Origin of the sequence: Halosolutus gelatinilyticus (assembly GCF_023028105.1) — an archaeon.
Classification (GTDB): Archaea; Halobacteriota; Halobacteria; order Halobacteriales; family Natrialbaceae; genus Halosolutus; species Halosolutus gelatinilyticus.
In genome coordinates this window covers 252,979-275,596 of record NZ_CP095492.1, presented here as the reverse complement: position 1 = coordinate 275,596, position 22,618 = coordinate 252,979, and the positions used below count along the sequence as shown (strand labels likewise).

Here is a 22,618-nt window from a genome sequence, read left to right as displayed (position 1 = left end):
GTCACTCACCCTCGAACCGCGGCTCGCGGTTTTGTCTGAACGCCGTCACGCCCTCGAGCATGTCGTCGGTGGTCGAGAGCAGCGCGAACGCGTGCTTCTCCATCGCGAGCGCCGACTCGAGGCTCGCCTCCTGGCCGTCGTTGATGACCTCCTTCGCGGCCTTGAGCGCGATCGGGGGCCCCGAGACGAGGTCGTCCACGATGTCGTCGACGACCTCGTCGAGTTCGCCTTCGGGGACGGCGTGGTTGACGATGCCCCACTCCTCGGCCCGTTCGGCGTCGAACTGCATTCCGCGGAACACCATCTCCTTCGTCCGTGCCTCGCCGACGAGGCGGACGAGGCGCTGCGTCGCGCCGCCGGCGGGGATCACGCCGAGGGTCGTCTCCGGCGTCCCGATCGTCGAGTCCGCGGACGCGACGCGGATGTCGCAGGCGAGCGCGAGTTCGATGCCCGCGCCGAGACAGAAGCCGTCGATCTTCGCGACCGTGGGCCGGTCGAACTCGTAGACGGTCTGGAACACGTCGTCGGGGTCCATGATGTCGGTCGGGTCGCCGGCGGTGAAGCCGGTGATGTCCGCGCCGGAGCTGAACGCGCGGTCCCCCGCGCCGGTGAAGACGACGCAGGAGACCTCGTCGACGTCGACGTCGGAGAGTAGCCGGTCGATCTCCGCGAACATGTCCTCCGACATCGAGTTCAGCCGCTCCTGGCGGTCCAGGGTGATCTCGAGGACGCCGTCGCCGTCGAGCTCCCAGTCGACGTAGAAGTACGGCGGGTCGACACGGTAGTCGAAGAAGCCCCTCCCGGCGTCCTCGCCGGTCCGCCCCTCTTCGACGAGGTCGACGAGGTAGTCGGCGGGGTCGTAGCGCTCGGCGTCGTACTCGGCGGAGAGTTCCTCGAGTTTCTCGAGGACGACGTCGAGTCCGACGCGATCGGCGCGGCGGCACATCCCCTCGGGGAAGTTCCCGCCGAGGCGGCAGCCGATATCGATCTCCTCGGGCGTCGCCACGTCGTTGCCGACGAGCCACGCCGCCTTGTTGATCATCACAGCCTCGGTCCGGAGCGCGTCGTACCCGCCAGCGTCGGTCGGCTCGTAGTCGACGCCGGCGCCGTCGACGGCTTCGCCGTCTGCCTGAGACGTCTCCGACGTCTCTCCGCCCTCGTAGTCGTAGAAGCCGGCGCCGCTCTTTCGCCCGAGATCGCCGGCGTCGACCTTCTCCTCGACGATCGGCGGAACCGGCTGGTCGGACTCCGCGCGGAAGTGGTAGCCGATGTCGATGCCGCCGAAGTCGTTGAGTTCGAACGGCCCCATCGGGAAGCCCCGCTCGTAGACCATCGTGGCGTCGGCCTCCCGGATCGTCGTCTCGCTGTTCGACAGCATCCACGCCGCCTCCTCCATGTAGGGGACGAGGACGGTGTTCACGACGAAACCGTGGACGTCCTTGCGGACGTAGATAGGCGTCTTGTCGATCGACTCGACCCACTCGAAGGCGGTTTCGGCCGCCTCGTCGCTCGTCTCGTCGCCGTAGGTCACCTCGACGAGATCCATCTTCACCGGCGGATTGAAAAAGTGCAGGCCGACGACCCGATCGGGACGGTCGGTCGCCGCCGCGATCTCCGAGATCGAGAGGCTCGAGGTGTTCGACGCCAGGATCGCGCCCTCCGGCGCGTGCTCATCGACCGAGGCGAACGTATCGCGCTTGGCGTCCATCCGCTCGGGAACCGCCTCGATCACGAGGTCCGCGTCGTCGACGGCCTCGGCGAGGTCGGTGGTCGTCGAGATGCGCGACAGCACGACGTCGCTCGCCTCGTCAATGCGTCCCTTCTCCTCGAGTTTCTCGAGGCTCCACTCGATGTTCTCGAAGCCCTCCGCCACGATCTCCTCGTCGATGTCGCGGATCGTCACGTCGTACCCGCCGAGGGCGGCGAGTTCGGCGATTCCGTGGCCCATGCTACCAGCACCCAGCACTGCTACGCGCTCGACAGTGTCATTCGGCATCAAGAACGGATGTGCGATTAGACACTATATATCTTTGGAGAAGCGGCGGGGTGAGAACGTCCCCGGACCGTTCCGAGACGCCGTGCGCCGCGTCAGTAGAGGAGGCCGAACAGGCCGAGCTGGAGGGGAAGCAAGAGCAGGATCGTCGCGACCGAACACGCCACCGTCGTCTTGATCAGCTCGCGCGTCTCGATGTCCCCCTCGGCCAGGATGACGATGAGAACCGCCGACTGGTAGGGGAAGAAGTACGAACTCAAGGCCATCGTCTCAGCCATCAGGACGGGCGTCAACGGGAGTCCCGCCGCCTCCGCGTACGGGATCAGGATCGGCGTGAGGACGCTCGCGACGGCCAATCCCTCCATCAGAAACGCGAGCGCGAAGGTGATGAAGAACACGCACGCGAGGATCACCGCGAGCGGCGCGCCGGTCGGTACGAAGTCGAGGAGGTGCGTGGCCGCCTCGTCCGTGAACCCGGTCTCCGTGAGTCCGTCGCCGATGGCGAACACGGCGGCGATGAAAAACAGGATGGAGAAGTCGACGTCGGTGCCGACCGCGTCGAAGTCGACGACGCCGATTCCCGGAAGGTACGCGAGCACGACGACGGCCACCGCACCGACCACCGGGTGGAGGCCGTGAACGAAATCCGTCGCCCAGACGAGCGCGCCGACGAGCAGAAACCCGAGCATGCGCCGTTCGACCGGCCCGAGGCCGTCGGATCCGGACTCGGGCAGATCGACGCTCGAATTGGGCGACGGCCGAAAGAGGAGGTACGTGACGGCGACGACGAGCAGGACGCGGGTGAGGCCCATGACCGGATACATCTGAAACAGCCACTCGGACCAGGAGACGTCGTGCCCGGCGATCGACTGGCCGAACCCGGTGATGATGATGTTCGGGAGGTCGGCGGTCAGGATGCCGGACGACCCGTAGAATGTGGCGAACAGCGGGCCGAGGTAGATCCCGACGCGAGCCTCCCGGGACTCGAAGAGCGATCCGGTCTCCCGGAGGATGGGGGCCACGACGAGGATGCGCACGAGCGAGGACGGAACGAACAGGGCGAGCGCGTGAGCCGCGAGCGACAGCGCGAGGAGGAGCCGACGGTACGTCCGAACGGAATCGGACCGAACCGCGTCGGAGACGCTCCTGATCGCGATCCACCGACCCGCCTCCGTCGCGAGTCCGCTCCGACGCGTCGCCTCGCCCATCAGCAACCCGAACCCGATGAGCCACGTCGCCGGCTTCTGAAAGCCTGAGAGCGCCAGGTCAGTCGAAGTAGTGACGGCGATCAGCCCGATGCCGATCAGGCCCGCATACGAGGGCGGAACGGGTGTCAGGATCCAGAGGACGATACAAAAGAGGGTGATCGCGAGGATCGGCGCGGCCGCAGGCGCGTTCGCGGCCGACGCCGCGGTCGATCCGGAGCCGAGCGACCACGTCGCGAGGCCGACGAGCGCCGCCAGGGAGAACGCCAGCGGCGGCGATCGGAGCGTCTGGATCGCTTCCGAACGAGTCATTGGCGCACACATCTCAGTACAACAGCATAACTGTCGCGGGTATCGATCCTCGATTTCCGGACCGGCTGCCGCCCTCGCTGCTCGGTTCTGAGCGGCCGGCGGAGACCGGCAGCGCTCGCCGAACGCCCGCTCGCCGATCGGGAATCGTCGAATCCGGGGCCCCTCACTCTCCTCCCGAGATCGATCTGATGAGTGCGGCTACGGCCCGAGCTCCGCGCTCGGGCGTGTCGAACGTCGGAATCCCGAAGGCCTCCATTCGCTCGCGCTCCTCCCGCAGCGCCTCGTGCGGTCCGGCGACCGTGAGGAGGATCGGCTTGTCGAGATCCGCCGAGAGCGCCTCGAGTTCGTCGACGGGGTAGCCGAGGGAATCATCGTAGATCTCGTAGACGAGGACGACGTCGACGTTCTCGTCGCGCGCGACGGCGTCGACATTCGGGCCGTCCAGTGCGGGCGCGTCGGCGACATCGTGCTCGCCGACCGTGTACGCGACGATCGGCGTCTCGGCCTCCCGGCAGACCGCGAGGAGGGTCTCGACGACCACCGTCCCCTCGACGTGGAGGACGATCGCCTCGGTCCGTGGATCCTCGTCGAGCGCCGGGATCACGTCCGCGAACTCGGTGTGCACCCGGTTGCCGAGGCCGAACATCGCCGAGACGCCGTACCCTTCGCGGGTCAGGTGAAACGACAGGGTGATTGCGACGCCGGCGCTCTGCGCGGCGATCCCGACGTTCCCGCTCCCGACCTCGTGGATGCGAGGGATGAACGAGCCGTACAGGTCGTCCTGCGGGATCGCGTACCCGGCCGTGTTCGGGCCGAGGACGGTAATCTTGTACTCGTCAGCGATCGCCGCGATCTCGTCCTGGAGTTCCTGGCCCTCGCCGTCCGTCTCAGCGAATCCGCCGGCGAAGATCACGGCGGCGCCGACGCCCGCCTCGCCGCACTCCTCGAGGACCTGCGGCTGTACGTGACGCGGCACGCAACACAGTGCCAGATCAGCGTCGGTCTCGGCGATCGACTCGATGAACTCGTAGTCGTAAACGGTCCCGGAACCCAGGGGGTTGACGGGATAGACCTCGCCGTCGTAGGCCTCGACGTTGGACATCGCGTCGTTTCCGAGTTTGCCCGGCGTCGCCGAGGCGCCGACGACAGCGATCCCGTCCGGATCAAAGAGATCGGATAGGCACATACCGTGATAAATCGAGTATTGCACTATAAATCACGTGGATGTATCGGACTCGGCCGGTGCGGTCGTCCCCTGTCGGCGACGATCGGCGTTGTCGAGACTCGTCACCCCGCCGGGAAGGGCGTGCGCGAGCAGTTCGATCGGCGTCGGTGGCTCTTCGCGGTCGAGCGCGGTGCCGGCCAGCGCGCTGTCGGCGGGAACGGGATCGATCCGGCCGTCGGCGAGCTGAGTGCGACAGGACGCCCCGGGCGCCGAGACGATCCTCGCGTCGCTCTCGTCGATCTGCTCGAAGAGGATGTCGCCGAGTGTGGCGACCGTTCCGTCCGCGAGGACGATCTCGCACGCCTCGACGTACGCGTCCGTTTTCCCGTAGACGAGCGAGTGGGCGCCCGTCGAGTTGTTGCCGATCGCGCTGCGGTTTCCAGCGGCCGGGTCCGGCGCGAACTTCAGCCCGTGCGGGGCGAGCGCCTCGTTGAGGTCGGCGAGAACCGTCCCCGGTTGGACCCGGACCCGTCGCTCGTCGGGATCGATCGAGACGATATCGCGCATGTGCCGAGTGAAATCGAGCACGACGGCCTCGTTGACCGCCTGTCCGGCGAGGCTCGTCCCGCCGCCCCGCGGGAGCACCGGAATCTCGCGCTCCGGCAGTAAGCGACGGTCGCGGCGACGTCGGCGGTCGATCCGGGGAAAGACGACGCTGACCGGCGTCACTTCGTACGCGCTCGTGTCGGTCGCGTACAACTGGCGCGTGTAGGCGTCGAACCGGACGTCTCCATCGACGCGCGCCCGGAGATCGCGCACCAGCGCTGGCCGCTCGACGTCGCCCGAGATCGATCCCCGGGCGACGAAGCCGCTTCGCTGTCCCGCTCGCCGCGCTCGACTGCGTCGTCGGAATCCGTGGTCATACCGTTTCCGACTCGCTCGAACGAACTAAACGGTTCGATCGGTCGCGCCCACCGATCATCGTCATTTCGGTCGAATCGAGGGACTCACCCCGTCGCTCGCCGCGGTTTTTATAATCCTCCGCCGGGTTGCTACGGGACGAAACTATGAGTTTCACGCACACGTGGACCGTCCGCTTTTCGGATACGGATCCGTTCGGCATCGCCCACTACCCGCGCATGATCGACGCGATTCACGAGACGTCGGACGCGTTCATGGAACACGTCGGCGTTCCGTACTGGGAACTGACCGAGGAACACGGCCTCGGCCTGCCACTCGTTTCGATGGAGTTCGACTTCACGGGCCAGGTCCGCAGCGGCGACCGGGTTACGATCGAACTGACTCCGGAGGTCGGCGAGTCGAGCGTCCGGTTCGACTACGTCGCAACCCACGATGGTGACACCGTCTTCGAGGGGACGGAGTATCGAGTCTGCGTCCCGGTCGACGGCGACGGCGGCGTTCCGGTTCCGGACGATCTCAGAGCGGCCATCGAAAGCGCGGCCGAGTGACAGACGCCGCGGTCGGCCGCGGGGACCGGACAACGGCACACGGCCCGAACCGCTCAGTCGCCCACGGCGCCCGCCGGATCCCGATCGGCCGTCGTTCCGAGGTACGCCTCGATGACGCGCTGATCGTCCTGGATCTCTTCGGGCGTGCCGCGGGCGATGAGTTGTCCGTTGTCGAGGACGAACACCCGTTCGCTCACGGACATCAGCGCCCGCATCACGTGATCGATGAGGAAGATGGTCTTGCCGCTCTCTTTGATGTCGCCGATGAGGTCGACGATTTCCGCCGTCTCGTCCGTGTCGAGCCCGCCCACGACCTCGTCGAACAGCATCACTTCGGGATCGGTCGCGAGCACGCGTGCGATCTCGAGGCGCTTGAGCGCGCCGACGCTCAGTTCGTCGGGGTTCGTGTGCGCCAGGTGATCGAGACCGACGAACTCGAGCGATTCGTAGGCCCGTTCGGTCGGATCGTCGATCTCGCGGCCGCCGAACTCGGCGCCGACGGTCGCGTTCTCGAGGAGGGTCATGTGCTCGAACGGGCGGACGATCTGGTGGGTCTTGACGAGCCCCCGATGGCAGATCTCGTGGGGGTCCGCGCCGGTGATCTCGTCGCCGTCGAGAAAAACGCGCCCCTCGGTCGGTTCGTGGACGCCGGTGATCAGGCGAAACAGGGTAGATTTGCCGGCCCCGTTCGGGCCGATGAGCCCGACCGATTCCCCGCGATCGATCGAGAACGAGACGTCGTCGACGGCGAGGACTCCCCCAAAGTTCTTCGTCAGGTTCTCTCCTTCCAGTAGTGCCATTTTGTCACGCGTTGACTACCCACCCGCATAAACCTACCCCATCGCACACTCGTCGGGGCGGTTCGGATCGGAAAACCGCGCGCTTCGCGGTTCGAACGTCGCTCGGTCGACGTCACCGGCGAGACCGGTGTCCAGCGAACGACGTCCACAATAAACCATACCATTTAATACGATCGTCTTACATCTGGCAAAGCAAGCCATGGTGAACTTTAGCACCGAGCGAACTAGGCGTTCGTATATCAAGTCGACCGGGGCGGTCGCGACCGCAGGGTTGACGGCCGGGTGTACGCTGCTGGATAGCGACGAGAGTAACGCCGACATCACGATCGCGACGACGATTCCGATGGAAGGGGCGTTCGAGTCGATGGCCGAGGAGATGCGACAGGGGTACGAACTCGGCGTCGCGCACATCGAGGAGACGCTCGGCCAGGAGGTCGAGTTTCTGTACGAGAGCGACGAGAGCGATCCGAGCGTCGTCAGGGATCGACTCCTGGAGATGGCCGGCGAGGCCGACGTGATCTGGGGGAGCTTCTCCAGCGAGCTGGTGACCGCGGGGAGCAGAATCGCGGAGCAGGAGGGAATTCCGTTCGTCGCCGCCTACTTCGCGCAGGAAGCCCCGCACCGAAACGAAAATTACGAATGGACGTACGCCGCGTTCCCGAAGTCCAGGGACGTCGCGCGATCGACCGTGGGGCTCCTCGAACTCGTTCCCGAGGACGATCGACCGACGAACGTCGGCATCTGGGAGCCCAACTCCGACTGGGGCGAAGAGCAGTCGGCGTCCTGGGAGGAGACGCTCGACGACGCGGGGTACGACGTCGTCCTTCGGGAGCAGTACGAGTACGGCGCGAGCGACTTCACGACGCTCATCTCCCGATCGGCCAACCAGGACGTCGAGATCCTCCTCTCGGTGCCGACGCCGCCGGACGGGATCACGATGATCCAGCAGATGGAGGATCAGGGCTTCTCGCCGGAGGTCATCAAGTTCGTCCGCGGGGCGGATCCCACCGACTGGTGGAACGCGCTCGAGGGCAACGGCGAGTACGTGTGCATGTGTCCGGGCTGGGTACCCGGGCTGACGGACAACGGAAACGAGGAGATGTGGAGCGCGTACGAGGACGAGTACGGGCTCGAGGACGGGGAGTTCATCCGCACGGCGGTCGGCGGCGGGTACAACGTCGCCCAGGTGACCGCCCAGGCGATCGACGCCGCGGGCTCGACCGATCCCTCGGACGTGCAGAACGCGCTCCGGTCGGAGACCTTCGAGACGGTCATCGGTTCGTTCAGCTTCGAGGATAACGGGTTGCCGGCCGAAGGGGAACTGACGGCGCCGACCGGGCAGTGGCTGGACGGAAACCAGTACACCGTCTACCCGGACGCCGACGACGAACGGGCCGCGGACTTCGAGTACCCGGTTCCGGCCTGGAGCGATCGATAGGGCTCGTTCTCGACACGCACATTCACCAACTACACATGGTTTCACCAGAACTCGCATTCGAGTCGTTGCTAAACGGACTTCTCATCGGGGGAATCTACGCCGTCGCCGCGCTCGGCCTCTCGCTCGTGTTCGGCATCATGGACGTCGTCAACCTCGCCCACGGGCACATGCTCATGGCGGGCGCGTACGTCGGCATTCTGCTGTTCGCCGCGACCGGGATCACCCCGCTCGTGGGCATGCTGCTCGCGGCCGGAGTGCTGTTCGCGTTCGGGGTGTTCCTGCAGCGCGTCCTGCTTGAGCGCGTGGTCGACGAGGGGATAGAACAGCCGATCATCGTCCTCTTCGGACTCGCGCTCGTCCTCCAGAGCGTCGCGCGAATCGTCCTCGGTAGCGAGCCCCAGCGAGCGAGCATCGGAATCCCCGGCTCGAGCATCCCGGTGGGCCCCGCTGTGCTGTCGTTCTCGCGGGTCGTCACATTCGGCGTCTCGGTCACCCTGATCGTCGGGGTCTGGGCGTTCCTCAGGTACACGACGACGGGACTCGCGATCCGAGCGACCGCACAGAACACCGACGCGGCTCAGTACATGGGCATCGACACCGGCAGGATCTACATCATCACGCTCGGCCTCGGAACGGCGCTGGCGGGCGCGGCCGGCGCACTGCTGTCGATACTGTTTCCCTTCACGCCGTACGCGGGCTGGTCGTACCTGCTCAAGGCGTTCGCCGTGGTCGTCCTCGGGGGCGTGGGAAGCGTCATCGGGACGCTCGTCGGCGGGCTGGTTCTCGGAGTCTCGGAGAACGTCGGCGTGCTCTTCGTCGGCGGCGGATACCGGGACCTGATCAGTTTCAGCATCTTTCTGGCCGTCCTCCTGGTGCGACCCCAGGGACTGTTCGGCACCTCGGGAGGTGAGGAGTGATGGCGGAGTCCGAACGGGGGAGCTTCGTCCGCGCGTTGCTCAGCGATCGTCGTCGAGTGGCGATCTCGATCGGCGCCGTGCTGGCGTTCGCGGCGGTGCCGTTCGTCACCGAGCGGTGGCTCGCGCAGGTCTTCTTCCGCGTGCTCATCTTCGTGATCCTCGGCGTCTCCTGGGATCTCATCGGCGGTTACGCTGGCCAAATCTCGCTCGGCCACGCCGCGTTCTTTGGGTTCGGTGCCTACGTCTCCGCCTGGCTGACGACGCCGACCCGAGCCGGTTTCTCCGAGTCGGTCCAGTCGCCGGTGATCGTGGCCCTCATCGGCGGCGCGCTCGCCGCGGGACTCCTAGCGCTCGCCATCGGCCCGGCTATCTTCCGACTGACCGGTCACTACTTCGCCATCGGGACGCTCGCGCTCGCGGCGATCATCGAGCGGGTCCTGTCGAACGAGCGCGGCATCTCCGGAGGGTCGAGCGGCTACTTCGTCAACTCGAGCTACGATCACGAGCTGCTGTTCCTGCTGACGCTGGCGATAACGGTCGCGACGGTGCTCGTCTCCTACTACGTCGTCACGAGTTCGTGGGGGCTGGCGATGCGGGCGATCCACGACGACGAGGCGGCGGCCAGCAGCCTCGGTATCAATCCGCTGAAGTACAAGCTGATCGCGTTCGGCATCTCCTCGGCCATGGCCGGGATGGCGGGCGGACTCTACGCCCAGTACACGCTGTACCTCAATCCGGCGGACGTGCTCGGCATCGAGTGGATGGTGGAAGCGCTCGTCGTCGTCGTCCTCGGCGGAATGGGGACGGTTACTGGACCCGTCCTGGGAGCCGGACTGTTCGTCGGACTGGACCAGCTCCTCAGCGAGGTGGCCAGCGGCTACTCGACGGCGATCGAGGGGCTGCTCATCATCCTCTTTATGATCTACATGCCGAAGGGGCTCTACGGTGTCATCTCCGATCGCGTCGGCGAACCGTCCGGCGGCGATCCGCCGAGCGGGAGCGTCCCCACCCCCGACGAAACGGCGAGCGACTGAGGGACCGTTCGAACCGCCCCGCCGTTCTAGTTTTCGTCCGACCCCTCGCGACGGCAGACGCCGGAGCCGGAGTCAGCGTCAGGAGCGACGACCGATCACCCGCCGAGGTACGTCGCCGTGAGGTCGTCGTTCGAGGCGAGTTCGTCGCTGGGACCCGACATGGAGATCCGGCCCGATTCGAGGACGTATCCCCTGTCGGCGACCCGAAGCGCGTTGTTGACGTCCTGTTCGACGATGAGGACCGTCGTGCCGCGATCGGTGATCTCCCCGATCGCCTCGAACACGTCGTCGACGAGCACCGGCGCGAGGCCCAAACTGGCCTCGTCGAGCAGGATCAGGTCCGGATCGCTCATCAGTCCCCGGCCGATCGCGAGCATCTGCTGTTCGCCGCCCGAGAGGGTCCCCGCCTGCTGGTCCGTGCGCTCCTCAAGACGCGGGAAGACGTCGTAGACGAACGAGAACCGCTCGTCCGCCTCGTCGGGGTTCGTGTACGCGCCCAGGCGAAGGTTCTCCGCGACGGTGCTCTGTGTGAAGATCTCGCGCCCTTCGGGGACGTGGACGACCCCTTTCGGAACGACCTCGTCCTGATCGAGGTCACCGATCGACGTCCCCCTGTACCGGACCGCTCCCGTCTCGGGCGTCAGCGGCCCGCAGATCGTCTTCAGCACCGTGGTCTTTCCCGCGCCGTTGGCCCCGAGCAGCGCCACCGTTTCGCCCTCCGCGACGTCGAAGCTCACGTCCCAGATCACCTGAACGTTACCGTACGCGACGTCGATTGCGTCGACTTCGAGCAGCGTCATCGTATACCGTGAGTCTCTCAGTACAGGGATAAAAATGTGCCTCCGCGACCGGGACCGATCCGCCGCGCGGGCGGCCGAGAACCGATCGTTGGCGGGCGATTCCGAACGGCGACGACTCGATTTCTCTCCTCAAACTGGTTCCCCGGCCCCCGATCGCCGGCGGACGGCGGTACCCGCAGATCACAACTACTATGAGAACGTGCTGCGTTGTCACGCGGCATGAGCGGGATTACGCGGGAGGCCCCGGTACTGATAGCCGGCGCCGGCCCGGTCGGAATGACGGCCGCACTGGCACTGAACGCGCGCGGAGTGGACGCGACGATCCTCGAGGCCGACCCGGAAGGCCGGGATCGGTCCGGGAGCCGCGCCATCTACGTCCACGGCTCGACGCTGCGGACGCTCGAGCGAATCCACCCGGGATTGGGGACCGACCTCGTCGACGAGGGGCTCGTCTGGCCGACGCGACGGACCCTCTACCGAGGCACGGAGGTGTTCAACCGGACGTACGACTCACCCGGCGGCTCGGGGGACATCCCCCACTTCACCAGCGTCCCCCAGGTCGTGACCGAGCGGTACATGCTCGACGCACTGGACGAGGCCGGGATCGACGTCCACTGGGAGGCCGAAGTCGAGACCGTCGACTCCTCCCCGGACGGCGTTCGCGTCGAGACCGCGGACGGCCGCGAGTGGGACTGTGAGTACCTGATCGGCGCCGACGGCGGCGGATCTACCGTCCGCAACGAGATCGGGGTGAACTTCGAGGGCGACCAGTCGGCGAACCACTTCATTATCGCCGACGTCGACGAGGTCGAGGACGACCCGCTCCCGCTCGAGCGGGTGTTCCACTACGACGCGCCCGAGGCCGACGGACGGAACGTGCTGCTCGTCCCGTTTACCGGCGGCTGGCGCCTCGACATCCAGTGTTACGAAGACGACGATCCCGAGGAGCTAAGCGGCGACGAGCGGATGCGCACGTTCGTCCGCGACGTCATGGGCGAGCGGTACGAGGACAACGTGTCGTGGGTGTCGTCCTACCGGTTCCTCCAGGTGAACGCGGACTCCTTCGTGGACGACCACCGTCGAGTCCTCTTGGCCGGCGAAGCGGCCCACCTGCTGGCGCCCTTCGGCGCCCGCGGAATGAACTCCGGCGTGGCGGACGCCGACGAGGCGGCGTCGGCCGTCGCCGTCGCGATCGACGCGAGGACCGAGGCGGTCGCCCGCGACGAGGTGGAGCTGTTCGCCGCGCGCCGGGAGAAGGCCGCCGAGTACAACATCGGGGCGGCCGGACAGGCCCTCGAGTACCTCCAGGGCGACGACCCCGTGACGGTGTTGCGAAAGGAGATCGCCGCGGAGATGGCCGACTACTTCGAGGCCGCCGGCGAGTGGCTCGACGACGCGCCGTACGGCCCGCACGGCACCCCGCCGATCGTCTCGACGGGGAGCTACTGATCCGTCTCCCGGCTGAACGCGGTTTCGCTTCTCTCGTCCGTTTCGGCGGATATCGACGGTCTCCGGCCGTCCGATTCGAAACCCGGCGATCGGTGCGCCCGTCAGCGTAGCTCCAGTCGCTTCGCGACCCAGTGATCGCGGCCGGCCAGCACGAACTCCTCCTCGTCTTCGAAGTCCGTCGTCTCGGCGATGAACTCGTGCCACTCGCCGTGGGGAACCGTCTCGAGGTCCGCGGCCGAGTCGGCGTCGCTCGGACTCGCCAGCACCAGCTCGTCGAACGAGTCGTACCGGGTGCGTTCCCGCACGAAGCGCTCGTCGAACACCTCGGTGATCGGGATCGTCTCGTCCTCGTCGTAGACGTCGGACGCGTCGGGAAGGTCGTCACGCTGTGCTGCGATCGCTTCGAGATCTGTTTCGCGCGCCATGGTCACACTCCTCGTCGAGCCCACGTAAATCCATCTCATTCGCCGTCGGGAGGGACGACGGTGACGGAGATTCCTCGGCGCGCGGCGCGGGAGCACCCGTTCTGACGGCTCGAGCGGACGGGCCGGTTTCGCCGCTCGGGATCCCTACCCCGCATCCGAGCCCCCGACGAAACAGCGTCGACGGACTCGGAAAAACGCGAGCGCGCTGCCGATCGGCGTCCCGATCCACCCTTCAGTCCGCCGTCCCCTCGACGCTCGCCTCGAACACCTGCTCCGACGGGAAGACGCCGCGGCAGTCCTCGCAGACCATCTGCCGCTGGATCGCGTACTCCCAGAGCTTTCCGCCGCAATCCAAGCAGTCGAAGTGGGCTCGGACGAACGGGTCCTCGTCGACGTACGGGTTGTCGAACTCGGCCATACGGGCTACCTAGGGCGACGATCTATAAGAGTATTGCCCAGTCGCCCGCTCGCGTAGGACGGAAACGGCGCAGTCAGCGCCCCGATCGAACGAATCCGGATTACTCGGAGACCTCGGCCTCGGCGTAGAAGTTCATCGACTCGAGGATCGGCCGATCGGTCATGCCCAGCAGGATCGCCTCGTCGTCGGGTTCGTGGTGGTGCGGGCTGTCCGGCGGTACGACGAAGAGGTCCCACGTGTCCCACTCCAGGGCCTCGCCGTCGACGTGGGTTGCGCCTTCGCCCTCGATGACGAAGTAGACCTCCGTCGAGTTGTGGAAGTGCGCGTCCGTCGGGCCGTCGTTCAGCAGCTGGGCGCGGAAGGACATCGTGGGGAACAGCGGCGGCTCCCCCGTGGCCGGGTTGACGTACGCGAGGCTGTACCCGTCGTAGGGGTCGGGATCGTCGTTGTCGGCGTACTGGTGGAGCGACTCGAGCATCTCGTCCCAGCCGAAGCGGTACGGCGGCGTCGGCTCCTTGGTCCCCTGGAACGGCCCGGGGATGGAGCCGTCGTTCTCCTCGTTCGAGGGGCGGCCGCGGCCGTACTGGGAGTCCCAGTACCCCTGCGTCTTCGTGACCGGCTGGCGCTCGAGTTCGTGGTTTTCGAAGACGTGGGTGTTGTTCAGCGTGTCGAGGAACAGCGGCAGGTCCAGGACGTCGAGCCACGCGGCGGTCTCGTCGGAGTCGTTGACGTGGTCGTGCCACTCCCACTGGGGCGTCGTGATAAGGTCGTTGTCCTTCATCGGGAACTCCTCCCCGGCGACGACCGTCTTCATGTCCTCGTGCCCGTCGATGGTAAAGCGCAGGGCGCTGGCGGCGTGGCGGTGTGCCGGCGCGGTTTCCCCGGGCGAGACCGTCTGGACGCCGACGTAGATCGTATTCGAGACGGCGTGTTTCGCGTTGATCGGGACCGCGACCCGCCGCTGGAAGCCCGGCGGAAGGTCGGCGATCGGAACGTCCTCCTCGATGCCGTCGATGGCGGCCTGGATGTCCGCCCACTTCCAGATGTTCGGCTCGAGGTCGTCGAGGAGGTGTCCCATCTCTTCTTCCACTTCCCAGAGCGGGCGGAGATCGTTCTGCTCGAGGATACTCCGCGTGTCGGAACTCAGTTCTAGGAGCTCCTCTGGCTCTTGCTGTGCCATATCCGAATATATGTCAAACGACGCCATAAGTGTGTTGGAGGGGGCGATCGCCGCGCGAGCGAACGGGGCCGATCTGGCCGTTCTCGTCCGAATCGGAGATCCGTCCCCCGACGATCGGTCGGCCGCGCCGCCGGGCGAGAGGGGATTATTTATATGGACCTGTGACAGTACATCTACCATGCGATTCGTCAGGTTCAACGACGACCGACTGGGCTTGCTCACGGACGACGACGGCGTCGTCGACGTCACCGACCGTCTCGGCCTCGAGACGAACGACCCGCTCGCGGAGTACGCGAAGAAGGGCCTCGACGCGAGCGAGTACGCCGACGAGGACCGCGACTACGACATCGAGGACGTCCGGATCGAATCGCCCGTTCGCCGGCCGGGGAAGGTGATCGCCGCACCGCTGAACTACGAGAACCACGTCGAGGAGGCTATCGCCGACAAAGACATCGTCACCGAGGAGTGGTTCACGATCGAGGACAAGGGCTACTTCCTCAAGGCGCCCTCGAGCGTCGCCGGGCCCGAGGACGGGATCGAGCTCCCCTTCACCGACCGCCGGGTCGACCACGAGATCGAACTCGCGTTCGTCATGGGCGAAGACGTCAAGGACATCGACAGCGACGACGTCTGGGACGCGATCCTGGGCTATACGATCCTGCTCGACGTCTCCGTCCGGGGCGATCAGGACCGCTCGAACCGCAAGTCCTACGACACGTTCACCATCATCGGCCCGTGCGTCGCGACCCCCGACGAGGTCGGCGACCCGCACGACCTCGAGATGGAGCTGCAGCTCAACGGCGAGACCCGCCAGCAGGAGAACACGGGCGGCATGATCTACAGCTGCGCCGACGTCGTCGAGTACGCCTCGATCGGGATGACCATCGAAGCGGGCGACGTGATCACGACCGGAACCCCGGAGGGGGTCAGCGCGATCGCCGGCGGCGACACGATAGACGCCGCGATCGAGAACGTGGGCTCGATGACCGTCGAGGTGACCGATCGCGACCTCGCGTTCGAGGACATCCGCGTCGAGAAGAGCCAGCAGGGGAACTGACCGCGTCCGAACCCGACGCCGAACCGACCGTCCTGTTCCGCAGCGGCGTCCGCGAGTTACGGCTCGTCTTCGAGGGAGACCAGCGCGTCGAGCGCGACCGCCCCGTCCGACCGCGCCAGCAGCGGGTTGACCTCGACCTCCCGAACCGCCTCGCGCTCGACGAGCAGGTCCCCGACGGTGACGATCGCCTCCGCGACCGCGGTCCGGTCGACCGCGGGAGCGCCGCGGTAGCCGTCGAAGAGCGGCGACGCCTCGAGTTCGCAAGTCATCTCCACGGCCTCGGCCGTCGAGACCGGGGCGATCCGCCGGCTGACGTCCCGCAGCACCTCGACGGTGATTCCGCCGAGGCCGACGAGGACGGTCGGACCGAACGACGGATCGCGCGCACCGCCGACGATCACCTCGAGTCCCGCCTCGACGTCGAGCCCCTCCTCGACGAGGGCCGCCGCGTCGATACCCCGATCGGCCGCGGCCTCGAAGATCCGCGTCGCAGCCGCCCGAACCGAGCCGGCGTCGTCGAGTCCGACGGCCACGCCGGCACCGTCGGCCCACTCGCTCTTGTGCTGGATCGTCGGCGAGGCGACCTTGACGACGACCGGGTAGCCGAGACGGGCGGCCGCTTCGACGGCGTCGTCGGCCGAGCCGACCGTCTCGCCGCCCGGCACCGGGAGACCGCGATCGGCGATTAGCCCCTTGGCCTCGGACTCGGTCAGTGCGGTGCGGCCGTCCGCCAGTGCAGCCTGAATAGGGTCCCGCGCGCCGGCCGGATCGGTCTCAGTCATCCGCCTGCACCTCCTCGTCCCCGCCGGCGACTGCCTCCGGCTCCCGGTTTCGCAGCGCGTACCGGACGAGGGCCGCGGCCGCGTCCGCCCCCCGCTCCGGCGTCCGGTAGGTCGGGATCCCGAGCGCCTCGATCTCCGCGAGTTCGTTCCGTACCACGGCTTTGGGGCCGCCGGTCGCGAAGACGATCGGCTTGTCGACCTCGGCCACGAGCCCCTCGAGGGCGTCGATCGGGTAGCCGATGGCCCCCTCGTACAGTTCGTAGACGAGCGCGACGTCGACGTTCTCGTCGCGCGCGACGGCGTCGACAATCTGCCCGAATTCGGGCATCGGCCGGCCCGTGTCGACCGGATTCGCCGAGTACGTCATGCCGGGCAGGAGCTCCTCGACGATCTCTCGGGTCTCCGCCGTGAGCGTCGGCAACTCCGCCCCGGCGGCCTTCAGGCGGTCCGCGATGGCGATCCCGGGACCGGCCTGCGCGGTGACGACGCCGACGTTCGGACCGTCGGGCCGGGGGCAGGACGCGAGCGCCGTCCCGGCGTCCAGCAACTCGGCGACCGAGCGGACGGTCGGGACGCCGTACTGGGCGAATCCGGCCTCGTACAGCTCGTACCGGCCGGTCAGCGCGCCGGTGTGGGACTCGGCGAAGTCGCCCACGTCCTGCTCGCCGACGTTGTAGGCGACGATCGGCGTCCCCGCCGCGCGACAGGTTTCGAGGAGACCCCGCGCGTCGTCCGTCCCCTCGACGTGCAGCAGGATCGCGTCGGTCCGCTCGTCCGCATCGAAGTGCTCGACCGCCTCCCGGAAGCCGACGGTGGCCCGGTTGCCGAGGCCGACCATCGCGGAGACGCCGCGCCCTTCGTTCTCCGCTCGGAACGCGAGGGCGTACGCGAGCCCGCCGCTCTGGGCGACGATCGCCACGTTCCCCGAGGGGATCGCGTCGACGTCCGTGGCGAACGTCGCGTAGAGACGATCGGCCGGGCGCAGAAACCCGCTCGTGTTCGGCCCGAGGACGTGGACGTCGCCCTCGATCGCGGCCTCGACGAGCCGCCCTTGCAACCGCTCTCCGTCCTCGCCCGCCTCGGCGAAGCCGCCGGCGAAGATTACCGCGCCGCCGATCCCGGCTTCGCCGCATTCCTCGATGACGTCCGGAACGATCGGCGCCGGCACGCACAGCAGGGCGAGGTCGACGTCGTCGCCGACGTCGGTCACCGAGGGGACGAACTCCCGATCGAATACCGTTCCCGACGCCGACGGATTGACCGGGTAGACCGGCCCGTCGAACTCGATCGCGTTCCGCATCGCTTCGTATCCGATCTTTCCGGGCGTCTCCGAGGCCCCCACGACGGCGATTCCGCTCGGGTCGAATAGGCTCGTCACGGCCATACGCGCCCTGTTAGTTCACCGGGCCCAAGTAGTTTCCCCAGCGCGATCGGACGCGGAACCGATCAGGGTTTCCCGGCGAACTCGACGAACGACTCGAGTTTGTCGCGCGCCCCGGAGCGCACCGAGGAGCCGTGGAAGACCAGCCCCGCGTCGAACTCGTACGCGAGGAGGCGCTCGAGGCCCTCGTCGGCGCGGGCCAGGTCCGCGGAGTAAAACGCCGGCGGGAGGACGAAGTAGTCCGCGGGCAGACCGCGGGCGTCGGAACCGAAGACGGCGTCGCCGAGGACGGCGAAGCCGCGCGATTCGTCGACCAGGGCGTGGTGATCGGGCGTGTGACCCGGAACGTGGACGGCCTCGAACGGGCCGATCTCGTCCCCGTCGGAGAACCGCTCGTCGACGAGCGAATCGTCGACGTCCGTTCCTTCGGGGGCGAACGTTTCGACCGCGTACCGCTCGGTCACGGCCTCGAACCCGCCGACGTGATCGGCGTCGCCGTGGGTGATCACGACGCGCTCGGGATCGACGCCGACGTCCTCGAGCGCGGCGAACAGCGTGTCGGTCGTGTCCGGCAGCCCCGTATCGACGAGCGTCGGGACGTCCGCGTCGACGAGGAACGCGCGGTAGCGGGCCGATCCGTCGTCGCGGAGGGTGACGTCTACGACGTCGGGCAGTATCTCGGCGTACATCAGCACGCCAGTAGATCGCGGGCCGTTATATAACGAGGGGGCCTTCCACGTCGGATCGGCGCCTACGCGCCAAAGAACTCCTCGTAGACCGTGTCCCGCTCGATGGTTCCCGTGTCGGTGCGCGGGAGCAGTTCGTTCGAGACCACGTACTCGCGCGGCCGCTTGAAGTTGGCTAGCCGGTCGTGGTCCTTGCAAAACCGATCGAGGGCTTCGACGTCGACGTTGTCGGAGCCGTATACGACGCACGCGACGCGGTGGCCCCACCGTTCGTCCTCGAGCCCGATCACGACGGCCACCTCGACCTCCTCGTGGGACTCGAGGACGTCCTCGACCTCCTCGGGATAGACGTTCTCCCCGCCACTGACGATCATGTTGTCGACCCTGCCGACGATGTAGAGGTAGCCGTCCTCGTCGACCTCGGCGCAGTCGCCGGTGCGGAGCCAGCCGTCGACGTAGGCCTGTTCGCTCGCCTCGGGGTGGTTCAGGTAGCCGTCGCTCATGCCGGGCCCGCGGGCGATGACCTCGCCGACCTCGCCCGGCTCGACGGTCGCCGACGGATCGGGGTCTTCGTCGGGTTCGGCGGCCTCCACGACCCGGAGCTCCCACGTGAACGACTCCGTCCCGATCGTTCCCGCGTGCTCGTCCTGCGCCGACGGGTGAGCGAAGGTGAGGTTCGGCCCACCCTCGGTCAGCCCGTACGTGTTGTAGATCCCCTCGGTCAGGTGCTCGGACGCCTTCTCGACGAGCTGCTCGGTGACGATCGAGCCGCCGGTCCGGATGTATGAGAGTGTGCGCACGTCGTATCCCGCCTCGGCTTGCGCGTCCGCCAGCGCGTGAAGCTGGGTGGGAACGGCGAGCATCCCCGTCGCGTCGTGCTCCTGGACGAGCCGGAGCGACTCGTCGGGATCGAAGTCGGACTGGACGACCAGGGTCGCCCCCGCCTGGAAGTGCGGAAGGATCCACGCGTCGGCCGTCACCATGTGGTACCACGGCGTCGTGACGAGCGCCACGTCCGTCTCGTCGAGTCCCATCTCCATGACGACCTGCGTACTCCCGTACCACAGCTGCTCCTGATCGAACAGCACCGCCTTCGGCGTGCTCGTGGTCCCGCTCGTGTAGAAGACGCCGTGTTCGTACGCCGGATCCGGTTCGACCGGCTCCGTCGACGCGTTCGCGAGGACCGCCTCGTAGTCCTCGACGTCCTCGCGGTCGATCGATCGCTCCCCCGCGTGGATCCCCGCCTCGAACACCGTCCGATCGAGTAACTCGACGGCCTTCTCGGCGTTCGCGTCGTCGAACAGGACGGTCGACGCCGCCGTCGATTCGAGCATCGACGCGAGGGCACCCGGTGCGGCGCGAAACGGGAGTTGCACGTTCCCGAGTCCCCGCTTCTGGCTCGCAAGCATCGTTTCGATCGCCGTCGACCCGGTGAGCGCGAGGGTCGCGGTTCGTCCCTCCGGGACGCGTTCGTTCAGCGCGTTCGCGAGCCTCGTCGTCCGTTCGTCCAGTTCCTCGTACGTCGTCGACCCTCCGTCGGTGACGATCGCTGCCTTCGTCGGATGACACCTGACGGTTCGCCGGAACGTGTCAATGTAGTTCATCGGTCACGTCGCCTATGTGTGTGACCGGCTACCGAGGGTATTAATGATTATGATACGGCGGAGCGGCGATCGATTTCCGTCGGGGACTCGCGTCGATCGGGGCAGGGCGAGTCGACCGGCGCGAGACGAAACGCGACCGATATAAGGCGGGCGCCGCCGTACGAAGCGGCGTGTCCGAACGCTCGCGTCGGTATCGCAGGATCGCTCGAGGGCTCGGGGTGCACGTGCAGCCGATATTCCTCGTCCCCGCCCCGGCCGTGTCCGCGTTCGGGGCGCTCCTCGCGGACGATCCGACCGGCGAGACCGCCGCGGTCCACGCGCTCGCGGTCGGCCTCGCCGTGTACGTGGCCCACCTCAAGGACGGCTACGTCGATTACTACGTCAGGAGCGAGGACGGCCGCAATCCGCTCGAGCCGGCCGAGATTTGGATCGCGATCGTCGCCGCCATCGCCGCGTTCGCCGTTGCGGTCGGCCTCCTTTGGACGATCGCCGGACTCGCCCCGGTCGCGCTCACCGCGCCGCTGGTCGGTCTCGGGCTGCTCCACGCGCCCTACCTGGACGCGAACCCCGTCACGTCGACCGCGGATTACCCGCTCGGGATCGGCCTCGCGACGGCGGGCGGGTACGCGACGCAAACCGGCACGGTCTCCCCGGCGGTCGCCGCCGTCGCGCTGGCGTTCGTCGTGCAGCTGGCGGGAATCGGCGTCCTCCTCGACCTCCTCGATTATCGCCACGACCGGCTCGTCTCGAAGCGGACGGTACCGGTCGTCCTCGGGCGGGACCGCGCCCCACTGGTCGCCTGGACCCTCGTCGCCGCTGGCGCCTCGCTGGTGGTGCTCGCAAGCAGTCTCGGCGTCCTCCCCCGGCGGGCCGCGCTCGCGGGCGCGTTCCCCGTCGGTGCCTTGCTGCTCTGTCTCCGCCGTCGGTACCCGACCGATCGCGCCGTCCTCGTGTTGATCGCCGCCACGTATCCGTTCGCCGTCGCGCTGTTGCTCGCGATCCGTCCGAATCTGCTCGGATGAGCGGCGGTGAAGGGGCGTCGGCTACCCGTACACGAGGCGGAGCTCGATGTCATCGACGGCCTCGAGCAGCGGTTCGGAGAGCTCCGCTTCGATCCGCTCCTCCGTGACCCGGTTTGCGGCTCCGGCGATCGCCACCGCCGCGATCGGTCTCTCGGACCGGATTACCGGCACCGCGAGAGCGTGTAACCCACGCAAGTCCTCTTGGAAGTTCACTGCATAGCCCCGTTCCCGGACTCGTTCGAGTTCCTCGAACAGCGCAGTTCGGTCGGTGATCGTGTTCTCGGTTCGCGCCGGGAGCCCGCGTCGGTCGACGATGTCTTCGACCTCGCGTTCCGGCAGGTGCGCCAGCATCGCTTTGCCCGCCGAGTTCGCGTGGAGCGGAACCCACCTCCCGATCGTCGAGTCGAACGAAAACGACTCGTTCCGCGGAACCCCGTAGACGAACATCCCCATCCCGTTTTCGGGGACGATGAGCCACACGGTTTCGTCGACATCGTAGGCCAGCTGATCGATCCGCTCCTTCGCCGCGTGGTAGACCTCGTACTGGTTCCGAACGGAGATACCATCGTTGAAAAACTGCAGGCCGAGCCGATACCGGCCGTCCTCGTTGACGACGTACCTGTGTCGCTCAAGGCTAACGAGGTGTTTGTGCACCGTGCTCTTGGCCAGGTCGAGCCTGTCCGCCAGTTCCGTCACCCCCGCGTCGCCGGTTTCCCGGAGGGATTCGATGATAGCGAACAGAGTCTCGTCAGATTTGATGGAACGCCCGTCGGTTTCGTCCCCTTCCATACGCACCCGATACGGCGACTGGGCATATAATATATTTCCAATAATTCGTGTTCGGCCGCCGAGAGGAAAGCGTCGCCGTTCGCTGTGATGAAACACAGTTTCGACCGGCGATCGCGAAAACGGACGATCGACGGGACAAATTTATACAACCGTACTATTGTAATATCCGGTAGGCCATGCACCATGTTAGCGCAATTTCTGACGTTGGCAAGGATCTAGACGTTTCATAACAGCGAACGCAGTATGCTCATTGGTATCAATCTACTCTGAAACACACGGGAACAGCATCGAACCCCTCGTCGCGCGATCCGAAATCAGCGTCTCGATCGGCGAGATGCGTTTCAAATCCGACGGCGGATCTTCTTGGGACGGTATCCGCGACGAATTCGGTAGTTGGAGCGGGAATTAGCACCGTGTCGACACCGCGATCGGCGTAGATTCGAAACCGATCGTAGCGTCGGAAGTCCGGACGCAGAGTCGCCGACCCAGCCGCCGTGTTCCTTCGCCGATCGTCTTCATACGTTGTGAGAGGAAATGTATGTTAGACCTTATACAAGCATCGTCTGCTCCTCGACTTGATATCTCTTTATTCGGCCAGATACACCGGAACCGTACTCTGTGTATCTGTGGGCTGACCACCCGGAAGAGAAGGGATAGCGGTCGTTTCCGTCGTTTCCCTACGTGGAACACCG

At 66.8% G+C, this 22,618-nt stretch carries 20 protein-coding genes and 1 pseudogene; 7 read left to right on the top strand and 14 right to left on the bottom strand.

Annotation, left to right across the window (positions count from 1 at the left end):
* Position 1: 1 nt before the first annotated feature.
* From MUH00_RS20365 to MUH00_RS20350, 4 genes and pseudogenes are all read right to left on the bottom strand, one after another.
* Positions 2 to 1,996: a 3-hydroxyacyl-CoA dehydrogenase/enoyl-CoA hydratase family protein gene (locus tag MUH00_RS20365; protein WP_247004702.1), complete on the bottom strand. Its 1,995-nt coding sequence runs from the start codon at positions 1,994 to 1,996 to the stop codon at positions 2 to 4.
* Positions 1,997 to 2,088: 92 nt separating this feature from the next.
* Complete coding sequence (locus MUH00_RS20360) at positions 2,089 to 3,510, bottom strand: SLC13 family permease (protein ID WP_247004700.1); 1,422 nt, start codon at positions 3,508 to 3,510, stop codon at positions 2,089 to 2,091.
* 163 nt (positions 3,511 to 3,673) lie between these two features.
* Positions 3,674 to 4,696 carry a CoA-binding protein gene (locus MUH00_RS20355; protein ID WP_247004698.1) on the bottom strand — a complete coding sequence of 341 codons (1,023 nt, stop codon included), beginning with the start codon at positions 4,694 to 4,696 and terminating at the stop codon, positions 3,674 to 3,676.
* Positions 4,697 to 4,966: 270 nt separating this feature from the next.
* Positions 4,967 to 5,524 (bottom strand): annotated as a pseudogene (locus tag MUH00_RS20350) (FAD-binding oxidoreductase); the annotation flags it as partial.
* Positions 5,525 to 5,742: 218 nt separating this feature from the next.
* Here MUH00_RS20350 and MUH00_RS20345 point away from each other — a divergent pair.
* Positions 5,743 to 6,144: an acyl-CoA thioesterase gene (locus tag MUH00_RS20345; RefSeq protein ID WP_247004696.1), complete on the top strand. Its 402-nt coding sequence runs from the start codon at positions 5,743 to 5,745 to the stop codon at positions 6,142 to 6,144.
* A 53-nt stretch (positions 6,145 to 6,197) separates the two neighbouring features.
* On the opposite strand, the gene MUH00_RS20340 is transcribed toward MUH00_RS20345, so the two are convergent.
* Entirely contained in the window at positions 6,198 to 6,944 is a 747-nt protein-coding gene (locus MUH00_RS20340) for an ABC transporter ATP-binding protein (RefSeq protein ID WP_247004694.1), read from the bottom strand.
* Between the two features lie 199 nt (positions 6,945 to 7,143).
* Here MUH00_RS20340 and MUH00_RS20335 point away from each other — a divergent pair, with 199 nt between their 5' ends.
* Genes MUH00_RS20335 through MUH00_RS20325 form a run of 3 tightly spaced genes read left to right on the top strand, consistent with a single transcriptional unit; the run spans position 7,144 to position 10,333 of the window.
* Positions 7,144 to 8,382, top strand: coding sequence for an ABC transporter substrate-binding protein (locus MUH00_RS20335; protein WP_247004692.1), 1,239 nt, complete (start codon positions 7,144 to 7,146; stop codon positions 8,380 to 8,382).
* A 35-nt stretch (positions 8,383 to 8,417) separates the two neighbouring features.
* Positions 8,418 to 9,299 (top strand): branched-chain amino acid ABC transporter permease, encoded by an 882-nt coding sequence (locus MUH00_RS20330; RefSeq protein ID WP_247004690.1) that lies wholly within the window; start codon positions 8,418 to 8,420, stop codon positions 9,297 to 9,299.
* Complete coding sequence (locus MUH00_RS20325; protein ID WP_247004688.1) at positions 9,299 to 10,333, top strand: branched-chain amino acid ABC transporter permease; 1,035 nt, start codon at positions 9,299 to 9,301, stop codon at positions 10,331 to 10,333. Before MUH00_RS20330 ends, MUH00_RS20325 begins: the two co-directional genes overlap by 1 nt.
* Before the next feature lie 95 nt (positions 10,334 to 10,428).
* Here MUH00_RS20325 and MUH00_RS20320 read toward each other — a convergent pair whose 3' ends face one another.
* On the bottom strand, positions 10,429 to 11,133 hold the full coding sequence (locus MUH00_RS20320) for an ABC transporter ATP-binding protein (RefSeq protein ID WP_247004686.1): 705 nt from the start codon (positions 11,131 to 11,133) through the stop codon (positions 10,429 to 10,431).
* Positions 11,134 to 11,352: 219 nt separating this feature from the next.
* Here MUH00_RS20320 and MUH00_RS20315 point away from each other — a divergent pair, with 219 nt between their 5' ends.
* On the top strand, positions 11,353 to 12,582 hold the full coding sequence (locus MUH00_RS20315) for an FAD-dependent monooxygenase (protein WP_247004684.1): 1,230 nt from the start codon (positions 11,353 to 11,355) through the stop codon (positions 12,580 to 12,582).
* Positions 12,583 to 12,683: 101 nt separating this feature from the next.
* Here the strand turns inward: MUH00_RS20315 and MUH00_RS20310 are convergent, their stop codons facing one another.
* The 3 genes from MUH00_RS20310 to MUH00_RS20300 form a co-directional block, all read right to left on the bottom strand.
* Positions 12,684 to 13,007 (bottom strand): hypothetical protein, encoded by a 324-nt coding sequence (locus MUH00_RS20310; RefSeq protein WP_247004682.1) that lies wholly within the window; start codon positions 13,005 to 13,007, stop codon positions 12,684 to 12,686.
* Between the two features lie 232 nt (positions 13,008 to 13,239).
* Complete coding sequence (locus tag MUH00_RS20305; protein WP_247004680.1) at positions 13,240 to 13,425, bottom strand: hypothetical protein; 186 nt, start codon at positions 13,423 to 13,425, stop codon at positions 13,240 to 13,242.
* A gap of 100 nt (positions 13,426 to 13,525) precedes the next feature.
* On the bottom strand, positions 13,526 to 14,605 hold the full coding sequence (locus MUH00_RS20300) for a cupin domain-containing protein (RefSeq protein ID WP_247004678.1): 1,080 nt from the start codon (positions 14,603 to 14,605) through the stop codon (positions 13,526 to 13,528).
* Positions 14,606 to 14,783: 178 nt separating this feature from the next.
* Between MUH00_RS20300 and MUH00_RS20295 the strand changes: the two genes are divergently transcribed.
* Positions 14,784 to 15,662, top strand: coding sequence for a fumarylacetoacetate hydrolase family protein (locus MUH00_RS20295; protein ID WP_247004677.1), 879 nt, complete (start codon positions 14,784 to 14,786; stop codon positions 15,660 to 15,662).
* A gap of 56 nt (positions 15,663 to 15,718) precedes the next feature.
* On the opposite strand, the gene MUH00_RS20290 is transcribed toward MUH00_RS20295, so the two are convergent.
* The 4 genes from MUH00_RS20290 to MUH00_RS20275 form a co-directional block, all read right to left on the bottom strand.
* The gene (locus MUH00_RS20290) at positions 15,719 to 16,444 is read right to left on the bottom strand and encodes an acetate--CoA ligase family protein (RefSeq protein WP_247004675.1); all 726 of its coding nucleotides are present in this window, start codon (positions 16,442 to 16,444) and stop codon (positions 15,719 to 15,721) included.
* Complete coding sequence (locus MUH00_RS20285; protein ID WP_247004673.1) at positions 16,437 to 17,828, bottom strand: CoA-binding protein; 1,392 nt, start codon at positions 17,826 to 17,828, stop codon at positions 16,437 to 16,439. Before MUH00_RS20285 ends, MUH00_RS20290 begins: the two co-directional genes overlap by 8 nt.
* A gap of 62 nt (positions 17,829 to 17,890) precedes the next feature.
* A complete protein-coding gene (locus MUH00_RS20280; protein ID WP_247004671.1) occupies positions 17,891 to 18,514 on the bottom strand; it encodes an MBL fold metallo-hydrolase in 624 nt (207 codons plus the stop codon).
* A gap of 62 nt (positions 18,515 to 18,576) precedes the next feature.
* Positions 18,577 to 20,115, bottom strand: coding sequence for a class I adenylate-forming enzyme family protein (locus MUH00_RS20275; RefSeq protein ID WP_247004669.1), 1,539 nt, complete (start codon positions 20,113 to 20,115; stop codon positions 18,577 to 18,579).
* Between the two features lie 224 nt (positions 20,116 to 20,339).
* On the opposite strand from MUH00_RS20275, the gene MUH00_RS20270 reads away from it, so the two are divergent.
* Complete coding sequence (locus MUH00_RS20270) at positions 20,340 to 21,137, top strand: UbiA prenyltransferase family protein (protein WP_247004667.1); 798 nt, start codon at positions 20,340 to 20,342, stop codon at positions 21,135 to 21,137.
* Between the two features lie 21 nt (positions 21,138 to 21,158).
* On the opposite strand, the gene MUH00_RS20265 is transcribed toward MUH00_RS20270, so the two are convergent.
* On the bottom strand, positions 21,159 to 21,926 hold the full coding sequence (locus tag MUH00_RS20265; RefSeq protein WP_247004665.1) for an IclR family transcriptional regulator: 768 nt from the start codon (positions 21,924 to 21,926) through the stop codon (positions 21,159 to 21,161).
* Positions 21,927 to 22,618: the final 692 nt, after the last annotated feature.

What these genes read in the sequence shown, in the direction of transcription:
- MUH00_RS20360 (WP_247004700.1), bottom strand. Translation starts at nt 3,510, where the DNA reads ATGACTCGTTCGGAAGCGATCCAGACGCTCCGATCGCCGCCGCTGGCG.
- MUH00_RS20285 (WP_247004673.1), bottom strand. Translation starts at nt 17,828, where the DNA reads ATGGCCGTGACGAGCCTATTCGACCCGAGCGGAATCGCCGTCGTGGGG.
- MUH00_RS20315 (WP_247004684.1), top strand. Translation starts at nt 11,353, where the DNA reads ATGAGCGGGATTACGCGGGAGGCCCCGGTACTGATAGCCGGCGCCGGC.
- MUH00_RS20265 (WP_247004665.1), bottom strand. Translation starts at nt 21,926, where the DNA reads ATGGAAGGGGACGAAACCGACGGGCGTTCCATCAAATCTGACGAGACT.
- MUH00_RS20275 (WP_247004669.1), bottom strand. Translation starts at nt 20,115, where the DNA reads ATGAACTACATTGACACGTTCCGGCGAACCGTCAGGTGTCATCCGACG.
- MUH00_RS20355 (WP_247004698.1), bottom strand. Translation starts at nt 4,696, where the DNA reads ATGTGCCTATCCGATCTCTTTGATCCGGACGGGATCGCTGTCGTCGGC.
- MUH00_RS20335 (WP_247004692.1), top strand. Translation starts at nt 7,144, where the DNA reads ATGGTGAACTTTAGCACCGAGCGAACTAGGCGTTCGTATATCAAGTCG.
- MUH00_RS20295 (WP_247004677.1), top strand. Translation starts at nt 14,784, where the DNA reads ATGCGATTCGTCAGGTTCAACGACGACCGACTGGGCTTGCTCACGGAC.
- MUH00_RS20305 (WP_247004680.1), bottom strand. Translation starts at nt 13,425, where the DNA reads ATGGCCGAGTTCGACAACCCGTACGTCGACGAGGACCCGTTCGTCCGA.
- MUH00_RS20340 (WP_247004694.1), bottom strand. Translation starts at nt 6,944, where the DNA reads ATGGCACTACTGGAAGGAGAGAACCTGACGAAGAACTTTGGGGGAGTC.
- MUH00_RS20290 (WP_247004675.1), bottom strand. Translation starts at nt 16,444, where the DNA reads ATGACTGAGACCGATCCGGCCGGCGCGCGGGACCCTATTCAGGCTGCA.
- MUH00_RS20300 (WP_247004678.1), bottom strand. Translation starts at nt 14,605, where the DNA reads ATGGCACAGCAAGAGCCAGAGGAGCTCCTAGAACTGAGTTCCGACACG.
- MUH00_RS20320 (WP_247004686.1), bottom strand. Translation starts at nt 11,133, where the DNA reads ATGACGCTGCTCGAAGTCGACGCAATCGACGTCGCGTACGGTAACGTT.
- MUH00_RS20310 (WP_247004682.1), bottom strand. Translation starts at nt 13,007, where the DNA reads ATGGCGCGCGAAACAGATCTCGAAGCGATCGCAGCACAGCGTGACGAC.
- MUH00_RS20365 (WP_247004702.1), bottom strand. Translation starts at nt 1,996, where the DNA reads ATGCCGAATGACACTGTCGAGCGCGTAGCAGTGCTGGGTGCTGGTAGC.
- MUH00_RS20345 (WP_247004696.1), top strand. Translation starts at nt 5,743, where the DNA reads ATGAGTTTCACGCACACGTGGACCGTCCGCTTTTCGGATACGGATCCG.
- MUH00_RS20280 (WP_247004671.1), bottom strand. Translation starts at nt 18,514, where the DNA reads ATGTACGCCGAGATACTGCCCGACGTCGTAGACGTCACCCTCCGCGAC.
- MUH00_RS20330 (WP_247004690.1), top strand. Translation starts at nt 8,418, where the DNA reads ATGGTTTCACCAGAACTCGCATTCGAGTCGTTGCTAAACGGACTTCTC.
- MUH00_RS20325 (WP_247004688.1), top strand. Translation starts at nt 9,299, where the DNA reads ATGGCGGAGTCCGAACGGGGGAGCTTCGTCCGCGCGTTGCTCAGCGAT.